This is a genomic window from Caulobacter sp. ALps2 (genome assembly GCF_058681635.1).
In genome coordinates this window covers 730750-746767 of sequence record NZ_CM178743.1, presented here as the reverse complement: position 1 = coordinate 746767, position 16018 = coordinate 730750, and the positions used below count along the sequence as shown (strand labels likewise).

The window sequence follows — 16018 nt, the reverse complement described above, 5'->3', positions numbered from 1 at the left end:
TCATCGCTCCGTCATACGCTCGTCGCGTCGTCGACACGGGCCATGCCTACGGCCGAGGTCGATTTTGTATCTCGGGGGATAGTCCATGCGCACGTTCCGCACCACCACGCTGTTGACCGCCAGCCTTCTGGCCCTGGTCGCCGCTGCTCCGGCCTTCGCCGCTGAAGAGACGCCGGCGGCCAACCCGACCGCCAACAACGAGCAGAACACCCAACTGGGCGAGCTGGTCGTCACCGCTCAGAAGCGCGCCCAGGATCCGGTCGAGGTGCCGATCGCGGTCACCGCCTATTCGGGCAAGTTCCTGGAGGCCATCGGCGTCAAGGCGTTCGACGAGCTGTCGGCTTTCACCCCGGGCTTCCTGGTCCAGAACCAGTCGAACAACAACTCGGGCTTCGTGATGCGCGGCATCACCTCGGACTCCGGCTCGGCCACCGACGAGACCCGCGTGTCGATCTACCAGGACGGCGTGCCGATCTCGCGCTCGCGCGGCTCGTATGTCGAGCTGTTCGACATGGAGCGCGTCGAAATCGCCAAGGGCCCGCAGTCGACCCTGTTCGGCCGCGGCGCCCTGATCGGCGCGGTGAACCTGGTGCAGAACAAGGCCAACCCGGCCAGCTTCGACTGGGCCGCCAAGGCCGAGGGCGGCACGGGCGGCTACGCGGTCGGCGAGGCCATGGTCAATTTCGCGTTCGGTGAGGGCAGCGCCCTGCGCATCGCCGCTCGCACGCGCCAGGTCGATGGCTACGTCAAGGACGCGGCCGGCGGCGACGCCTACAACTCGACCGACACCCAGGCCGTGCGCCTGGCCTATCACCTGGAGCCGGGTCCGCTGACGATCGACCTGATCGGCAACTACCAGGAAGACGACACCAGCGGCACTTCGTTCAAGAGCCACACCTTCAACCCGACCAACCCGGTCACCGGCGCGGTGCTGGGCAATACCGATGTCGGCTCGGCCGCGACCCTGTCGCCGGGCGCGGGTTTCGAAGGCGGCGCGCCGCTGGGCCTGGACCGCAAGGTCTATGGCGTGACGGCCCTGGTCGACTGGCGCCTGAACGACAGCCTGACCCTGTCGTCGATCACCGCCACGCGCGCCTTCCACTCGGTGGAGGTGTTCGATCCGGACGGCACGAGCCTGCCGATCCTGACCTTCGCCGAGGACGCCCAGGGGCGCCAGCAGAGCCAGGAGCTGCGTCTGCGCTACGACAACGGCGGCCGCTTCTCGGGCTTCGTCGGCGCGAACTATTTCCACGAGACCGGCTCGTGGCGGATCCCGGGCCAGTTCGACGAGCGCCTGGTGCTGGCCCTGCTGGCCGGCAATACGCCGCTGGGCATCAGCCGCCCGAACCCGCAGCCGCTGGCCGTGCTGACCAACCCGGCCTATCTGGCCACCGTGCTGCAGCTGGGCTTCGGCATACCCGCGACCCTGGCGCCGGGCTTGGTCTCGAACCTGAAGCCGGTGCACCGCGAGGAATTCGCCAACTACGGCGAGAACACCGCCTATGACGTCTATGCCGACGGTACGTTCAAGCTGACCGACAAGTTCGAGATCACCGCCGGCCTGCGCTACACCAGCGAGGATCGCGAGGCGGCCTATCGCTCGACGGTGCAGAACGGCCGCTCGATCCTGGGCATCCTGCTGGCGGCGCCGACGCCGACCAACCTGTTCCTGGCCGCGCAGCCGAACGCGGTGAACAACCCGCTGCTGCCGACCGTGGGTCTGATCGCCCAGCCGACGACGAACAACGGCGACACTTTCCGCCGGGCGATCGACGACAGCGGCGTCACCTGGCGCCTGGTCGGTCGCTACGCCGCCTCGGAAGACCTGAGCTTCTACGCCTCGTTCGCCCGCGGCCGTCGTCCGGACGTGATCTCGGCCAGCGCTCCGGCCACCCCGCTGGGCGCGGCCCGCTTCAACGTCGTCGATTCCGAGACGGTCGACAGCTACGAGGCCGGCGCCAAGGGCAAGCTGATGGACGGCCGCCTGTTCCTGTCGGGTTCGGTGTTCCGCTACGACTACGACAACTTCGCCACCAGCTTCCGCCAGGGCGCGCAGGTCGTGACCCTGAACGCCGGCAAGGCCAAGGCCTACGGCTTCGAGGGCGAGGCCCGCGTCCAGGCCGGCGAGTTCTGGACCCTGTTCGGCACCTATGCCTACAACCACGCCCGCCTCGAAAGCGGCTTGCGCGAGGGCAACCACTTCCGCCTGTCGCCCGACCAGACCTTCTCGGTCGGCGCCGCGTTCAGCCGCGAGGCCCTGGGCGGCAAGCTGACCTTCACCCCGACCTACACCTGGCGTTCGAAGATGTTCTTCGACGACGACAACGACCGCTCGGACCTGCAATCGGCGGGCCTGTTCCCCGACACCAAGGTCGACGAATTCCAGAACGCCTACGGCCTGCTGAACGTCCGCCTGGGCTTCGGCGCCGTCGACGACCGCTGGAAGGTCGAGGCCTTCGTCGAGAACCTCGGCGACGAACGTTACTTGAAGGACGCCGGCAACACCGGCGACAGCTTCGGCATCCCGACCTTCATCGCCGGCAAGCCCCGCTTCATGGGCGTGGGCGTGACGTTCCGCCGCTAACCCAAACCGTCATCCCGCGCTTTATGCGCGGGACCCATGGTTCAGCCGCCGCGTGGGTGTTTCACTCTGCTCCGCACGTGCGGTGGACAAATGGGTCCCGCGAACAAGTCGCGGGATGACGGTAAGTTTTCCATTCTCTCGTACGCTTACCGGAGAGGCCGTCATGAAAATCGACCGTCGTAAGGTTCTGGGCCTGCTGGGCCTGTCGGGCGCCGCCGCCGGCGAGGCCGTGGCCCAGCCCTTAAGCTACTACAAGGGTCCGGTGGCCTTCGAGCATGGGGTCGCCAGCGGCGATCCCGGCCTGACCTATGTGATCCTCTGGACCCGGGTGACGCCCAAGCAGCAGCCGGCCGGCGACATCGATGTCGATCTTGAGATCGCCGCCGATCCGGACTTCAAGACCCTGGTCACCTCCAGCCGGGGCCTGCGCGCCCGGGCCAGCCGCGACTGGACGGTCAAGCACGACCTGGACGGTCAGGGGCTGAAGCCGGGGACGGAGTACTGGTACCGCTTCAAGGCCAACGGGGTCACGTCGCCGATCGGCCGCACGCGGACTCTGCCGGCCGGCAAGACCAAGGACGTCGTCCTGGCGGTGGCTTCGTGCAGCCTCTATCCGAACGGCTACTTCAACGCCTACGACGCCATCGCCAAGCTGGATCGTGTCGACGCGGTGGTGCACCTGGGCGACTACATCTACGAGTACGGCGGTGGTCCCAAGGACTACGGCATGAACGCGCCGACGGCCAAGACTCGCGCGCCCGAACCGGCGCACGAGATCGTCACCCTGGCCGACTATCGCGCCCGCCACGCCCAGTACAAGACCGACCCCGCCCTGCAGGCCGCTCACGCCCGCGCGCCGTGGATCGTGGTCTGGGACGACCACGAGACCGCCAATGACAGCTGGATCGGCGGGGCGGAGAACCACGATCCTAAAACCGAAGGAGACTGGGCGACCCGCAAGGCCGCGGCGCTGAAGGCCTATTACGAATGGATGCCGATCCGCGACGCGCACGCTACGCTTCCCGAAGCCGCTTGGCGTGACTTCCAGTTTGGCGACGTCGCCAGTCTGCTGATGGTCGAGACCCGCCTGACCGCGCGGACCCAGGAGCTGGACTATGACGTCGACATGCCGATCGTCGACGGCAAGCCCGACCTCGCCGCCTTCACCGCCAAGTGGAAGGATCCCGCCCACCGGATGATGGGCGAGAAGCAGGAGCAGTGGCTGGCCGGTCAGGTCGGCGCCTCGACAAAGGCCGGGACGGCTTGGCAGGTGCTGGGCAACCAGGTGGTCATGGCGCGCGTCGCCCCGCCGAACCTGAAGGCGACCATGGGCGATGCGCGGTTCGCCGGGCTGCTGGCCAAGCTGCCGGAATACGCCGCCAAACGCGTGGCCCAGTCGGTGGCGATGTCGGCCTATGACATTCCCTCGAACCTGGACGCCTGGGACGGCTATCCGGCCGATCGTCAGCGGGTCTACGACATCCTGACCGCCGCCAAGGCCCGGCCGATCGTGCTGGCAGGCGACAGCCACATGTTCTGGGTCAACGAGCTGTGGAACGACGCTGGCGACAAGCGCGTGGCGGCCGAGTTCGGCGCCACGTCCGTGACCTCGCCGGGCTATGGCGACATCCTGCCCGGCGTGCCGCTGGGCGAGGCGTTCGCCCAGCGCAACAAGGAAGTGAAATACGCCCATCCCAGCGCCAAGGGTTACCTGCTGCTGACCCTGGAACATGGCAAGGCGACCGGCGAGCTGATCGCGGTGTCGACGATCGTGGACACCAAGTACGAGACCAGCGTGCTGAAGCGCTTCGTCGTGACGCCGTCGAGCGGCGGCGGGGTCGAGGCGCTGAAGGAGGGCTGACTGTTTCTCCTCCCCCTCTGGGGGAGGTGGCCCAGAGGGTCGGAGGGGGCAGCTCGGCCTAGGCCGGCGATGCCCCCTCAGTCGCTTCGCGACAGCTCCCCCAGAAGGGGAGCGGATTTCTGGCGCCTAGCGCCGCTCCAAAACCAGCCGCAGCCCGAACGCCATAAACACCCCGCCAGTGATCCGGTCGAGCCAACGCACGACGGCGGCCTCGCGCAGCAGGCCGGCGATCGGCACCGTCGCCGCGATCAAGGCGGCGAACCACAGCAGGCCCTCCACGACGTGGATGCCGGTCAGCAGCAAGCCGAACCGCGCCGGATCGACGCCGGCCGGCATGAACTGGGGCAGGAACGAGACGTAGAAGATCCCGACCTTGGGATTGAGCAGGTTGGTCAGCAGGCCCCGGCGCAGGGCCGCGATCGGGCCGGCGTCGACGGCCTTCATTTCGCCGGGCTCGAACTGGTCGCGGGGCTTGAGGATCATGCGGATCCCGGTCCAGGCCAGGTACAGCGCCCCGGCCCACTTCAGCGCTGTGTAAGCGACTTCCGAGGCGGTCAGTAGCGCGCCGACCCCGAACGAGGCCGCCGCGCCCCAGATCATGCAGCCCAGGCCGATGCCGATCGCGGCGCCGACCGCCCGTCGTGGACCCTCGGCGGCGGCGGTGCGGATGACAAGCGCCGTGTCGAGGCCCGGCGTCAGGGTCAGCAGGCCCGCGGCCAGGGTGAAGGCGACCAGGGCTTCAGGGATGGTCATGGAGAGGGTGTTCCCGTTCGATCAGCTTCCCGTCTTCCCAGACACGATAGAAGCACGAGCGGAAGCCGACGTGACAGGCGCCGCCGTCGCCGCGCGGGCGCACCTTGATCAACACCGCGTCCTGGTCGCAGTCGACCCGCAGCTCGACGACGTCCTGCAACTGGCCGCTGGTCTCGCCCTTCTTCCAGAGCTCGTTCCGCGAGCGGCTGAAGTAGTGGGCGATGTTCGTCTCGACCGTCAGCTTCAGGGCTTCATCGTTCATCCAGGCCAGCATCAGGATTTCGCCGGTGTCGGCGTGCTGCGCCACCGCCACGACCAGGCCGTCGGCGTTGAAGCGCGGGGCGAGGGCCGAGCCCCGCTCCAGATCGTGCTTGGTGTGGGCTTGGGGGAACAGGTCGGTGCTCATGGCGCCACATATGGCGCAGGCTTTAAGCCTGCGCTAGTTTCCGCGCCGCGCCAAAGCCCGCATTAGCGGGCTTTGTCATGGGGAAGCTGGAGCGCGGCGTCGCGCTCCGGGGGACGAGATGAACCTGAAAGACCGCATCAAGGCCGGCGTGGCGGCGCTGGACGAGAGGGCACGGCCTTGGGCGCGCCAATCGCGCTGGAACGGCTATGCCTACGAGTTCTTGCTGTTCGGGCTGAAGCAGGCCTGGGCCTGCCTGTTCGGCGGCCTGATGCTGGCCCTGATGATCGGCACGCACCTGCTATGGCCGGCTGGCGCGCCGCTGGCGCGCTACGATTTCCTCGTGATCGCCGCCATCGCCATCCAGGCCGCGCTGCTGGCCCTGAAGCTGGAGCGCTGGGAAGAGGCGCTGGTCATCTTCATCTTCCACGTGGTCGGCACGGTCATGGAGCTGTTCAAGACCGCCCATGGCTCGTGGATCTATCCCGAGCCGAGCGTCTTGCGGATCGCCGGCGTGCCGCTGTTCACGGGCTTCATGTACGCCTGCGTCGGCAGCTATATCGCCCGTATCTGGCGGCTCTTCGACATCACCTTCGTGCGTTATCCGCCATTCTGGAGCACCCACATCCTGGCGGTGCTGACCTACGCCAACTTCTTCAGTCACCACTACATCGTCGACTTCCGGGTCGGTCTGTTCGCCCTGTCGGCGCTGCTATTCGGGCGCGGCTGGTTCGTGTTCACGCCCGACCAGACGGCGCGCCGCATGCCCATGCTGATGGGCTTCGTGCTGGTGTCGCTGTTCATCTGGTTCGCCGAGAACCTGGGCACCTTCGCCGGGGCCTGGATCTATCCCAGCCAGGCGCGGGGCTGGCATCTGGTGCCGATCGAGAAGATGGGCGCCTGGTATCTTCTGATGCTGATCAGCTTCGTGCTGGTGACGCTGGTCCACCGCCCGGTGGACGCCTGCGTCGCGCGGATCCGCGAAGGGATCCGCGCGGCAGCCTGATTACTTCCGCACCAGGTCCATGAACCGCTGCTGCAGGACCTTGTCGGTCTTGAACACGCCGCGGAACTGGGTGGTGATCGTCGAGACGTCGTGATGGTGGACGCCGCGGGTGCTCATGCACTGGTGCTCGGCGTCGATCAGCACGGCCACGCCGGCGGCCGAGAGGTGGTCCTCGATGGCGTCGGCGATCTGCATGGTCATGGTCTCCTGGGTCTGGAGACGCTTGGCGAAGATCTCGGTCAGGCGGGCCAACTTGGACAGGCCGACGACCTTGCCGGTCGGCATGTACGCGATCCAGGCCTTGCCCAGGAACGGCGCCATGTGGTGCTCGCAGTGGCTCTGCACGTCGATGCCGCGCAGCATGACCATGTCGTCATAGCCCTGGACGTCCTCGAAGGTGCGCGACAGCTCCTTGGCCGGATCGCCGTTGTAGCCGGCGAACCACTCGCCATAGGCGTCGACCACGCGCTGTGGCGTGTCGAGCAGGCCTTCGCGGTCGGGATTGTCGCCGGCCCAGGCCAGCAGGGTCCGCACCGCGGCCATGGCCTCGTCTCGGGTGGGGCGCTGGGCGGGTTCAAGATCAAGAGCGGCATTGTCTTCCTCGTAGGAGGAATATGGGCCGATCAGGGTTCGCTCGCGGGTCAGTGCGTCCATGTTTTGAAGGGGTTCTTCCCGGGCTGAGTTGCGCCGAAGCGCCTGTCGCTCCGGAATTACGCGTGCCACCCGTCACGCCCTCCGCACCAAACAGACGTGGTGATCGGAGCGCGTCCTAGCTATATGGGGCCGGCCCCTTCGCGGGGCAACACCTCCGTTACGTTAGGTTGCCGCGACCCAATGACCCTGAAGATCCACGACACCATGGCGCGCGAGAAGCGCGACTTCGTTCCCGCCGATCCCCAGCGGGTGACGATGTATGTCTGCGGTCCGACGGTCTACAACCACGCCCACATCGGCAATTTCCGGCCCGTGGTGGTGTTCGACGTGCTGTTCCGCATGTTGCGCCACCTCTATGGCGAGGACGCGGTGGTCTATGCCCGCAACGTCACGGACGTCGACGACAAGATCAACAAGAAGGCCGCCGACGAGGGCGTCGAGATCAAGGTCATCACCGACCGCTATCTCGCCGCCTATCACGAGGACGCCGATGCGCTGGGCGCTTTGCGCCCGACCCTGGAGCCCAAGGCCACCGACCACATCGACGCCATCGTCGAGATGATCGGCAAGCTGGTCGACAATGGCTCGGCCTACGCCGCCGAGGGCCACGTGCTGTTCGACACGCAGAGCTTCGCCGACTACGGCCAGCTGTCGGGCCGGCCGCTGGACGAGATGATCGCCGGCGCCCGCGTCGAGGTCGCGCCCTACAAGCGCCACGCGGCCGACTTCGTGCTGTGGAAGCCGTCGAAAGAGAACGAGCCCGAGTGGGACAGCCCCTGGGGCGCGGGCCGTCCGGGCTGGCATATCGAGTGCTCGGCCATGATCGACAAGGCGCTGGGCAAGACCATCGACATCCATGCCGGCGGCATCGACCTGACCTTCCCGCACCACGAGAACGAGGTGGCCCAGAGCCGTTGCGCTCATGGTCAGTCAGTGCTGGCCAACTACTGGATGCACAACGGCTTCCTCGACATGAGCGGGGAGAAGATGTCCAAGAGCCTGGGCAACGTCATCATCCCGCACGAACTGCTGAAGACCACGCCGGGCGAGGTGATCCGCTGGGCGCTGCTCTCGGCTCACTACCGCCAGCCGCTGGACTGGACGCCGGAGCTGCTTGAGCAGAGCCGCAAGTCGCTGGACCGTCTGTACGGCGCCCTGCGCCGCGCCAAGGACGTGCCGATGGACCAGGCGATGGAGGCCCCGGCCGACACGCTCGCGGCCCTGCTGGACGACCTCAACACGCCGCTGGCCGCCTCGACCCTGTTCGAAGTGTCGAGCCTGATCGAAAAGGCCGTTACGGCTGGCGACGAGGTCGCCATCGCCGCCAACAAGGCCCGTTTGATCGAGGCCGGCGCCCTGCTGGGCTTCCTGCAGGCCGATCCCGATAGCTGGTTCGAAGGCGACGCCTCCGACGAGCTGAAGGCCCAGGTCGAGGACCTGCTGGCCAAGCGCCTGGCCGCTCGCGGCGCCAAGGACTGGGCCGCCGCCGACGCCATCCGCGCCGAGCTGGACGCCCTGGGCGTGGTGGTCATGGACGGCCCGGCCGGCGCGACGTGGCGGATGAAGGACTGAGAGTAGCGAGCAGATGAAGCGCGCCGTCGAGCACCGCATCGGGGTCCAGGCCCCCGCCGAGATCGTCTGGGAGGTCGTGTCCGAGTTCGAGACCTGGCATCAGTGGAACCCGCTTTACCGCAAGGCCGAGGGACAGCTGAAGATCGGCACGGTCCTGACGCTGGAGCAGCACCTGACCGGCGAGCCGGCCAAGGTCATTGCGCCGGTCGTCCAGGACTGGGTGCCGTACGAGCAACTGCACTGGCGCTCCACGCGCCTGGGCGGGTTCGTCACGGCGATCCGTTATCTGGAGATCGAGAACATGGGCGCGGCCAGCTCGACCTTCTCGAACGGCGAGCTGTTCATGGGCCTCCTGCTGCGGTTCATCAGCCGTGACGAGCGCCGCGGCCTGAAGGCCGCCTTCACCGAAATGGGCGAGGCGGTGCGCGACCGGGCCGAGGCCATCTGGTCGGAACGTCAGAAGACCCCATCTTAAGTCTACCGTTTTTGGGCCAGCGATGATCGACGACCTCTACAGCGCCAAGATCCTGACGCTCGTGGCCAACATGCCGCGCGCGGGGCGCCTGTCCGCGCCGCAGGCCAGCGCCGAGAAGACGGCCAAGCTGTGCGGCAGCCGGATCGTCGTCGACGTCGTGGTCGAGGACGGAAAGATCGTCGACTACGCCCAGGAGGTTTCGGCGTGCGCTCTGGGCCAGGCGGCGGCCGCCATCCTGGGCGCCAACGTGGTCGGGGCGGAACTTTCCGACATCGAGTTGGCGCGCGACTCTCTGCGCGCTATGCTGAAGGCGAACGGCTCGCCTCCCGCGGGCCGGTTTGCGGAGCTCGCCGTGCTGGAGCCGGTCAAGGACTATCCCGCCCGTCACGCTTCGACGCTATTGGCGTTCGAGGCGACGGTGGAGGCTGTCCGGAAGGCCACAGGCGTCGGTGAAACGCGAACTAGCACCGCCGGCGCGGCTTGATCGCCCCTCCAAGGGGGTTAGTACTTTACTGGACTAACAGGCGTCGCGCGCAGGCATGACCTTCTACGAACGCACCGTCGATTTGGGCCTCAGGGCCTACAAGTTGACGCTCTCGCCTCTCATCGGGCGGCAGTGCCGTTTCGCGCCGAGCTGTTCGGAGTACGCGGCGGCCGCCCTCAAGGATCATGGCCCGCTCAAGGGTTCCTGGTTGGCGTTGCGACGGATTTGCCGCTGCAATCCGTTGGGTGGTTCGGGCTTTGACCCGCCGCCGCCGCGACACCAGCCACGCAAGTGGAAATGTGAAGAATGATCGATCTGGTTTTCCCCGACGGCTCGGTTCGTCAGTACCCCGATGGCGCGACGGGACGTGACGTCGCCGCCGCCATCTCCAAGTCGCTGGAAAAGAAGGCGCTGCTGATCAAGCTGGACGGCCAGGTTCTGGACCTGGACCGCGCCCTGACGCCCGACCTGCTGGCCGGCGAGCGCAAGTTCGAGATCCTGACGCGCGAAGCCCCCGAGGCCCTCGAGACCATCCGCCACGACACGGCTCACGTGTTGGCCGAGGCCGTGCAGGAGCTGTTCCCCGGCACCCAGGTCACGATCGGCCCGAACGTCGAGGACGGCTTCTATTACGACTTCGCCCGCGACGAGCCGTTCAGCCTGGACGATCTGGAGAAGATCGAAAAGCGCATGAAGGAGATCGTCGACCGCGACGAGAAGATCACGCGCGAGGTCTGGGATCGCGAAGAGGCCATCGCCCACTTCGACGGCATCGGCGAGCAGTACAAGGCCCAGATCATCCGGGACCTGCCGGGCGCGGACACGATCACGGTCTATCGCCAGGGCAATTGGAAAGACCTGTGCCGCGGCCCGCACCTGCCGTCGACGAAGCATGTCGGCAAGGCCTTCAAGCTGACGAAGCTGGCCGGCGCCTACTGGCGCGGCGACCAGAACAACGCCCAGCTGCAGCGCATCTACGGCACGAGCTGGGCGTCGGAAGCCGACCTTGAGGCGCACCTCAAGCGCATCGAGGAAGCCGAGCGTCGCGATCACCGCAAGCTGGGCAAGACGATGGACCTCTTCCACATCCAGGAAGAGGGCAAGGGCATGGTGTTCTGGCACGCCAAGGGCTGGGCCCTGTATCGCGTGCTCGAGGACTACATGCGCCGTCGCCTCGACGCGGCTGGCTACAAGGAAGTGAAGACGCCGCAGATCCTCGACAAGAGCCTGTGGGAAAAGTCGGGCCACGCCGAGAAGTTCGGCCACGCCATGTTCATGTGCGAGAGCGCCGAGGGCGAGGTCCTGGCGGTCAAGCCGATGAACTGCCCCGGCCACATCCAGATCTTCAATGTCGGCCAGAAGAGCTATCGCGAGCTGCCGCTGCGCATGGCCGAGTTCGGCGCGTGCCACCGCTACGAGCCCTCGGGCGCCATGCACGGCATCATGCGCGTGCGCGCCTTCACGCAGGACGACGCCCACATCTTCTGCCGCGAAGAGCAGGTCACGGAGGAAAGCGCGAAGTTCATCGAACTGTTGCGCAGCGTCTATAGCGATCTGGGCATGACGTTGGCGGACACCAAGTTCTCGACGCGTCCGGACCTTCGCGCCGGTACCGATGAAGTCTGGGACAAGGCCGAAGCCGCTCTATCCGAAGCCGCCGAGGCAGCGGGCGAGACCTTGGTCCTGCAGCCAGGTGAAGGCGCCTTCTACGGTCCGAAACTAGAGTTCTCTCTTAAGGACGCCATTGGTCGAGTCTGGCAGTGCGGCACGCTGCAACTTGATTTCGTTTTGCCGGAACGATTGGACGCCGAGTACGTTTCGGAGGATGGTTCGAAGAAGCGTCCGGTGATGCTTCACCGTGCGATCTTGGGGTCCTTCGAGCGTTTCATCGGCATTCTGTTGGAAAACTTCGCGGGTGCGCTGCCGGTCTGGCTGGCGCCAACGCAGGTGGTCGTGGCCACGATCACGTCCGACGCCGACGCATACGCCCTGGAGGTCGTCGAGAAATTGACGAAACTGGGGATGCGCGCGGAAGTGGATCTGCGTAATGAAAAGATCAACTACAAGATTCGCGAGCACAGCCTCGCCAAGGTGCCTGTGATCGCGGTGGTTGGACGTAAGGAAGCCGAGACGGGCCAACTGGCCCTTCGCCGCCTGGGTGGCGAGGGTCAGAGCGTGCTGTCGCTGGAGGACGCCCTGCGTGTCCTGAAGGCCGACGCCACGCCGCCTGACGTCGCGCGCGCCCAAGGCGTCGCGCAGCAGCCTGCTCGGGAGGCCGTGAGCGCCTGATGAACAGCATTCTCCCGTCCGCCTCGACCCTCGCCGTGGGCGCACGTCCGGCTCGTCCGAACGTGTCCGTGGTCATGGTCGTGTACCGGACGGGAGAAGCGCTGACCCAGAGCATCAAGCACGTGCTGGCCGAGCCGCTGGTCGATGAGTTCGTCATCGTCGACAACGGCTCGAGCGGCCGCGACGAGGACATGCTGCGGTCGCTGGCCCTGACCGAGCCGCGCGTCGTGCTCAAGCAGGGCCACGGCAATATCGGCTTCGCGCGCGGCGCCAACCTCGGCGCCTCGACGGCCGGCGGCGAGTACATCGTCTTCCTCAATCCCGACGCCAATATGCAGCCCGGCTGCGTGGCCGCCCTCGTCACGGCCTTCAAGGGCCAGCCGACCCCGACGGTGGTCGGCGCGCGGGTGATGAACATCGACGGCACCGAGCAGCGTGGCGGTCGTCGCGGCGACGTCACGCCGATGAGCACGGTCCTGAGCTTTGGCCAGTTCACCCGCCGCCACCCGAATCTGGCCAGCTTCGAGATCCATCGCGAAAACGAGCCGCTGCCGGGCAAGCCGGTGCCGATGCCGACCATATCGGGCGCCTGCTTTGGCATGCGTCGCTGTGACTTCGAGGCCCTGAGCGGCTTTGACGAAGGCTACTTCCTGCACGTCGAGGACATCGATCTGTGCTGGCGCGCCCGGCGCGCCGGCGGCCAGGTGCTGTTCCAGCCCAAGGCCGAGGTCATCCACCTGGGCCACACCAGCCAGGAACATCCTCTGAAGGTGGAGTTCCACAAGGGCGTGGGCCTGACCCGCTATTTCATCAAACGCGCCGACAGCCTGCAGCTGTTCGCCGCCGCCGTGCTTCTGGCCCCGGCCATCATGCTGATGTCGATCTCGCGCCCGCTGCTGTGGAAGCTGACGGGACGGCCGATCTAGGGCGCTCTTCCCTCTCCCGCAAGGGGAGAGGGATTTTCGTCACATCGGTCCGATCGACTCGAACCGCTCGCCATTCGGCCCGACGATCGAGGTGGGGGCCTTCAAGCTCTTGGCCGGCAGCATCGCCTTGTAACGTTCATAGACCGCCTGGCCGCGACCGGCCTTGGCGGTCAGGCAGAGATCGTATTCGCCCTCACGGCCCCAGGGCTTGCGTTCGGAGTCGGCCAGATCGTGGTCGGCCTTCACGGTCGCGGCGACCTTTTCCGACAGCTCCTGGTCGATGCCCGCGCCATAGCTGGCGAACTTGATGGTCACGTCGCAGCGGGCGACTCCGCCCGAGGCTTCCGTCGGCGGGGCGGACACGCAGGCGGCCAGGGCCAGGGGAAACAGCAGGACGGGCAGGCGGCGTATCATGCGGGGAAGCCTCCGGCGTGGGCCAGGGACGAGGCGGGGGCCTTGCCCAACTTGGCGCTGATCTCGCGGCCGATCTCGATCAGCGCCGCCAGGTCGTAACCCGTCTCGAAGCCGGCCCGTTCCAGCATGTAGACCAGATCCTCGGTGCCGATATTGCCCGTGGCGTTCGGCGCGAACGGACAGCCGCCCAGGCCGCCGACCGAGGCGTCCAGCACGTCGACCCCCGCCTGGACGCTGGCATAGGCGTTGGCCAGGCCGGTGTTGCGGGTGTCGTGGAAGTGCATGCGCAGGCGCGCGTCCGGCGCGGCGGCGCGGACAGCCTCGATGCGCTTGCTTACGACCCAAGGGTCGGCGACGCCGATGGTGTCGGCGATGGCGATCTCGGGCACGCCCAGGGCTGCGGCCTCGCGGGCGATGGCCACGACCTGGTCCTGGCTGACCTCGCCGTCGAACGGACAGCCGAAGGCGACCGAGATCGTCGCGGTGATCGGCGGGCCGCCGTCGATGGCCTGGCGCTCGGCGATCGCGGCCAGGGTGTCGATCTGCTGGCGCACCGTGGCGCCCTGGTTGGCGACGCCGAAGCCGTCCGAGGCGCAGACCACGACATTGGCCTCGTCGCAGCCGGTCGAGACGCAGCGTTCCCAGCCGCGCATGTTCAGCACCAGGCCGATGCGCGAGCGGACGCGGTCAGTGGGCAGGGCGTCCATGATCTCTTCCGCCCCCGCCATCTGCGGCACGCGGTTGGGATTGACGAACGACACCACCTCGGTGCGCTTGGCGCCGGCGGCTTCCAGCTTGCGGATCAGGTCAAGCTTGTCGGCGACCGACAGGATGGACTTCTCGTTCTGCAGGCCATCGCGCGGGCCGACCTCGACGATCTGGATGAAGCGGCTCATCGGGCGGGCTCCTCGGGTTCGACAACGGCCTGGGGTGCGCCGCGATAGATCGTCAGTTTCTCGTCGTCGCCGTCGGAATAGTTCAGGCCCTCGATCACCGCCACCGGACGCGGCGTCAGGCCCAGGGCTGTCAGGGCCTGGCGGAAGGGCAGTTCCTCGCGGCCTTCGACCACGGCCGGACGACCTTCCGCGACCGCGTCGGCCGCGCCTTCGCCGGTGGTCAGCTCGGTGGCGGTGCCTAGCTGAAAGATCAGGCTGGGTTCGGAATAGCCGGTCAGGGCCACCGGGCCGGCGGCGCCCGAGCGCGGCGACAGGCGTGCGCGGTCCAAGGCGTCGGCGATGTCCTTCGACAGGAACAAGGGCTCCAGGCGCGGGATCAGGCCGGCGGTCAGGGCGATGTGGGCGCCGACGCCCAGCACCCCGGCCGTGACCAGGGCGCGCACCGAGTGGTGGCGAAGCAAGAGCACCGCGCCGGCGACGCCAGCGGCCAGGGCCAGGCCGGCGGCCAGGAGGGTCCAGGCCAGGTCGTGCGTCGTGCCGAACGTCGTCTGGCCATAGACCGCGACACCGGCCAGCAAGGCGGCCATCAGCACCGACAACGCCGCCCCGATCCAGCGCGGCCACCTGGCCAGCGGTTCCCGCACGGCGGCGGCCATCAGCAGGGCCAGGGCGCCATAGGCCGGCAGTTCGTAGTGGACCAGCTTGGTCGGCAGGATCTCGAACATCAGCCAGGTCGGGACCAGCCAGCACACGGCGAACCGCACGCCCGGCTCCTTGCGCTGGGTCCAGCCCAGAACCAGGCCCGCTGGCAGCAGCAGGGTGGCCGGAAACGACAGCAACGGCGCCAGCAGGGTGTGGTAGCCAAACGGACCGGCGTGACCTTCCTGACCGCCGGCCAGCTTGGGGGCCAGGTCGCCGCCCACGGCCGCGCCCCAGAAGGCGCCGTCGGTGGCGACGGTGATCATCATCGCCCAGGGCAGGCAGATGGCGGCGAACAGGATCAGGCCCCAGGTCCAGCCCAGGTCCTTCATCCACGCGGCCTTGCGGTCCCAGATGGCCAGGGCGGCCAGGGCGAAGAAGGCGACCAGCAGACCGACGGGGCCCTTGATCAGCGCGGCGACCGACAAGCCGATCCAGAAGGCCAGCTTGGTCCATTTGCTCGACGTCTCGCCCTTCAGGTGGGCGGCGTAGACGCGCGCCAGGGCGGCCATGGCCAGGGTCGTGCCGCCGCACAGGGCCGCGTCGGTCTTGGCGATGAAGGCCTCGGTCGACAGCAGGAAGGTCGCGCCCAGGATCGCGCCGGCGATCAGGCCAGTGCGCGGATCGAACAGCGCCGCCGCGCCCCAGGCGCAGGCCGCCGCCGCCAGCATGGCGCCCAGCAGCGAAGGCAGGCGATAGGCCCAGATCCGCCGGTCCTCGGCGTCGGAGAACGCCTTGACGCTCAGGGCCTGCAGCCAGTGGATGCCGACCGGCTTCTTGAAGCGCGGCTGGTCCTGGAACTTGATAACGACGTAATCGCCGGTTTCCAGCATCTGCGACGTGGCTTGAGCGAAGCGCGACTCGTCGCGGTCCAGCGGCGGCATGGCGAACAGGCCGGGCAGGCCCGCGATCAGGGCGACGAGCGCGGCGAACAGAGGGCCGCGCCAACCGCGGCTCCAATCATCCAGGCGAGATTCAAGCGTCATGGTCGCAGCTTTAGCA

Annotated in this window: 15 protein-coding genes; 9 read left to right on the top strand and 6 right to left on the bottom strand. The window is 67.5% G+C overall.

Annotated features, from left to right (window positions below):
• Positions 1-85 precede the first annotated feature (85 nt).
• Both ACW173_RS03360 and ACW173_RS03355 read left to right on the top strand, forming a co-directional pair.
• Positions 86-2584 (top strand): TonB-dependent receptor, encoded by a 2499-nt coding sequence (locus tag ACW173_RS03360; RefSeq protein ID WP_492083475.1) that lies wholly within the window; start codon positions 86-88, stop codon positions 2582-2584.
• Positions 2585-2747: 163 nt separating this feature from the next.
• Complete coding sequence (locus ACW173_RS03355) at positions 2748-4445, top strand: alkaline phosphatase D family protein (RefSeq protein WP_492083474.1); 1698 nt, start codon at positions 2748-2750, stop codon at positions 4443-4445.
• 126 nt (positions 4446-4571) lie between these two features.
• Here ACW173_RS03355 and ACW173_RS03350 read toward each other — a convergent pair whose 3' ends face one another.
• On the bottom strand, positions 4572-5198 hold the full coding sequence (locus ACW173_RS03350; RefSeq protein ID WP_492083473.1) for a LysE family translocator: 627 nt from the start codon (positions 5196-5198) through the stop codon (positions 4572-4574).
• Entirely contained in the window at positions 5185-5604 is a 420-nt protein-coding gene (gene hisI, locus ACW173_RS03345) for a phosphoribosyl-AMP cyclohydrolase (RefSeq protein ID WP_492083472.1), read from the bottom strand. The genes ACW173_RS03350 and hisI overlap by 14 nt, the downstream gene beginning before the upstream one ends.
• A gap of 118 nt (positions 5605-5722) precedes the next feature.
• Here hisI and ACW173_RS03340 point away from each other — a divergent pair, with 118 nt between their 5' ends.
• Positions 5723-6607: a DUF817 domain-containing protein gene (locus ACW173_RS03340; RefSeq protein ID WP_492083471.1), complete on the top strand. Its 885-nt coding sequence runs from the start codon at positions 5723-5725 to the stop codon at positions 6605-6607.
• On the opposite strand, the gene folE is transcribed toward ACW173_RS03340, so the two are convergent.
• Entirely contained in the window at positions 6608-7261 is a 654-nt protein-coding gene (folE, locus tag ACW173_RS03335; RefSeq protein ID WP_492083470.1) for a GTP cyclohydrolase I FolE, read from the bottom strand. It abuts the gene before it with no gap.
• A 180-nt stretch (positions 7262-7441) separates the two neighbouring features.
• Here folE and cysS point away from each other — a divergent pair, with 180 nt between their 5' ends.
• Genes cysS through ACW173_RS03305 form a run of 6 tightly spaced genes read left to right on the top strand, consistent with a single transcriptional unit; the run spans position 7442 to position 13007 of the window.
• On the top strand, positions 7442-8833 hold the full coding sequence (gene cysS / locus ACW173_RS03330) for a cysteine--tRNA ligase (protein ID WP_492083469.1): 1392 nt from the start codon (positions 7442-7444) through the stop codon (positions 8831-8833).
• Between the two features lie 13 nt (positions 8834-8846).
• The gene (locus tag ACW173_RS03325; protein ID WP_492083468.1) at positions 8847-9308 is read left to right on the top strand and encodes an SRPBCC family protein; all 462 of its coding nucleotides are present in this window, start codon (positions 8847-8849) and stop codon (positions 9306-9308) included.
• 22 nt (positions 9309-9330) lie between these two features.
• Positions 9331-9792 carry an iron-sulfur cluster assembly scaffold protein gene (locus tag ACW173_RS03320; protein WP_492083467.1) on the top strand — a complete coding sequence of 154 codons (462 nt, stop codon included), beginning with the start codon at positions 9331-9333 and terminating at the stop codon, positions 9790-9792.
• Positions 9793-9847: 55 nt separating this feature from the next.
• The gene (gene yidD / locus ACW173_RS03315; protein ID WP_492083466.1) at positions 9848-10102 is read left to right on the top strand and encodes a membrane protein insertion efficiency factor YidD; all 255 of its coding nucleotides are present in this window, start codon (positions 9848-9850) and stop codon (positions 10100-10102) included.
• Entirely contained in the window at positions 10099-12081 is a 1983-nt protein-coding gene (gene thrS, locus ACW173_RS03310; protein WP_492083465.1) for a threonine--tRNA ligase, read from the top strand. The genes yidD and thrS overlap by 4 nt, the downstream gene beginning before the upstream one ends.
• Positions 12081-13007 carry a glycosyltransferase family 2 protein gene (locus ACW173_RS03305; RefSeq protein WP_492083464.1) on the top strand — a complete coding sequence of 309 codons (927 nt, stop codon included), beginning with the start codon at positions 12081-12083 and terminating at the stop codon, positions 13005-13007. The genes thrS and ACW173_RS03305 overlap by 1 nt, the downstream gene beginning before the upstream one ends.
• 39 nt (positions 13008-13046) lie before the next feature.
• Here ACW173_RS03305 and ACW173_RS03300 read toward each other — a convergent pair whose 3' ends face one another.
• From ACW173_RS03300 to ACW173_RS03290, 3 genes are read right to left on the bottom strand one after another with little or no spacing between them, the layout of a single operon-like run.
• Positions 13047-13421, bottom strand: coding sequence for a hypothetical protein (locus ACW173_RS03300; protein WP_492083463.1), 375 nt, complete (start codon positions 13419-13421; stop codon positions 13047-13049).
• Entirely contained in the window at positions 13418-14317 is a 900-nt protein-coding gene (locus tag ACW173_RS03295) for a hydroxymethylglutaryl-CoA lyase (protein WP_492083462.1), read from the bottom strand. The genes ACW173_RS03300 and ACW173_RS03295 overlap by 4 nt, the downstream gene beginning before the upstream one ends.
• Positions 14314-16002 carry an ArnT family glycosyltransferase gene (locus ACW173_RS03290; protein WP_492083461.1) on the bottom strand — a complete coding sequence of 563 codons (1689 nt, stop codon included), beginning with the start codon at positions 16000-16002 and terminating at the stop codon, positions 14314-14316. The genes ACW173_RS03295 and ACW173_RS03290 overlap by 4 nt, the downstream gene beginning before the upstream one ends.
• Between the last annotated feature and the right edge of the window lie 16 nt (positions 16003-16018).

What these genes read in the sequence shown, in the direction of transcription:
- ACW173_RS03360 (WP_492083475.1), top strand. Translation starts at nt 86, where the DNA reads ATGCGCACGTTCCGCACCACCACGCTGTTGACCGCCAGCCTTCTGGCC.
- ACW173_RS03355 (WP_492083474.1), top strand. Translation starts at nt 2,748, where the DNA reads ATGAAAATCGACCGTCGTAAGGTTCTGGGCCTGCTGGGCCTGTCGGGC.
- ACW173_RS03350 (WP_492083473.1), bottom strand. Translation starts at nt 5,198, where the DNA reads ATGACCATCCCTGAAGCCCTGGTCGCCTTCACCCTGGCCGCGGGCCTG.
- hisI (WP_492083472.1), bottom strand. Translation starts at nt 5,604, where the DNA reads ATGAGCACCGACCTGTTCCCCCAAGCCCACACCAAGCACGATCTGGAG.
- ACW173_RS03340 (WP_492083471.1), top strand. Translation starts at nt 5,723, where the DNA reads ATGAACCTGAAAGACCGCATCAAGGCCGGCGTGGCGGCGCTGGACGAG.
- folE (WP_492083470.1), bottom strand. Translation starts at nt 7,261, where the DNA reads ATGGACGCACTGACCCGCGAGCGAACCCTGATCGGCCCATATTCCTCC.
- cysS (WP_492083469.1), top strand. Translation starts at nt 7,442, where the DNA reads ATGACCCTGAAGATCCACGACACCATGGCGCGCGAGAAGCGCGACTTC.
- ACW173_RS03325 (WP_492083468.1), top strand. Translation starts at nt 8,847, where the DNA reads ATGAAGCGCGCCGTCGAGCACCGCATCGGGGTCCAGGCCCCCGCCGAG.
- ACW173_RS03320 (WP_492083467.1), top strand. Translation starts at nt 9,331, where the DNA reads ATGATCGACGACCTCTACAGCGCCAAGATCCTGACGCTCGTGGCCAAC.
- yidD (WP_492083466.1), top strand. Translation starts at nt 9,848, where the DNA reads ATGACCTTCTACGAACGCACCGTCGATTTGGGCCTCAGGGCCTACAAG.
- thrS (WP_492083465.1), top strand. Translation starts at nt 10,099, where the DNA reads ATGATCGATCTGGTTTTCCCCGACGGCTCGGTTCGTCAGTACCCCGAT.
- ACW173_RS03305 (WP_492083464.1), top strand. Translation starts at nt 12,081, where the DNA reads ATGAACAGCATTCTCCCGTCCGCCTCGACCCTCGCCGTGGGCGCACGT.
- ACW173_RS03300 (WP_492083463.1), bottom strand. Translation starts at nt 13,421, where the DNA reads ATGATACGCCGCCTGCCCGTCCTGCTGTTTCCCCTGGCCCTGGCCGCC.
- ACW173_RS03295 (WP_492083462.1), bottom strand. Translation starts at nt 14,317, where the DNA reads ATGAGCCGCTTCATCCAGATCGTCGAGGTCGGCCCGCGCGATGGCCTG.
- ACW173_RS03290 (WP_492083461.1), bottom strand. Translation starts at nt 16,002, where the DNA reads ATGACGCTTGAATCTCGCCTGGATGATTGGAGCCGCGGTTGGCGCGGC.